A 737-nucleotide genomic window follows, 5' to 3' on the forward strand; every position below is an offset into this window, starting at 1 on the left:
ACATCGTCTTTTTCTACTACGCTGTTTGCGCGCATGCCTTCAATGTAGTCATCATGTGATTGGATAATTTGGTTTGCGATAAGCAGTAAATCAAATTCTGCTATTACTTTCTTTGTCATGAGTTTATCTCTGATAACTGAATATAACGTTGAGTTTATGGTGTCGAACTAGAAATTCAATGATTTCACAACCGATTAAGAGAGTCTTTTCAAACATCCACAATTTATTTTGTGATTTACGGCAAAAATAATTGAATGGGGCTCGCGTTAGATTCGCGGACAAGCTTAGTATGAGCCCGTTTAGACGTAATGCCTGATGAATAGGCTCTTGCAAGTATTCTTAGTGAGTACTTTATAGCTTCTTTATATTGTGACCCTTTTATCTATGAGTCGTCGAATTGTCGAGCGATCAGATCCAATTTTGAAAAAAGCGGTTGATCTTCTAGTAATCTCGCACAATAGTAAAAAAAGAAGCAATGAATTTAGAATATCATGCGTAAAAGCCCACAAGCTAAATTGTTGGTGCTGAAGCATCGTGATTAAGGACGTTAGAGTCAATATGGGTAAATCGCTCGTTATAGTGGAGTCGCCAGCCAAGGCTAAAACTATCAATAAATATCTTGGCAAAGACTTTGTCGTTAAGTCGAGTGTAGGTCACGTACGTGATTTACCAACGGCAGGTCAAAGTACTGGTCAAAAGGCTGCTGCAGTTTCAACCAAGGGTATGAGCCCAGAAGA

At 38.7% G+C, this 737-nt stretch carries 2 protein-coding genes; one reads left to right on the forward strand and one right to left on the reverse strand.

Annotation, left to right across the window (positions count from 1 at the left end):
- On the reverse strand, positions 1-119 hold a 119-nt coding region (locus tag AB4512_RS21875; RefSeq protein ID WP_372175652.1), incomplete at its 3' end, for a DUF2498 family protein.
- 439 nt (positions 120-558) lie between these two features.
- Here AB4512_RS21875 and AB4512_RS21880 point away from each other — a divergent pair.
- The coding region (locus AB4512_RS21880; RefSeq protein ID WP_372175653.1) for a toprim domain-containing protein at positions 559-737 on the forward strand (179 nt) is incomplete at its 3' end.

The organism is Vibrio sp. 10N.222.52.B7, assembly GCF_041474275.1.
GTDB lineage: Bacteria > Pseudomonadota > Gammaproteobacteria > Enterobacterales > Vibrionaceae > Vibrio > Vibrio crassostreae_C.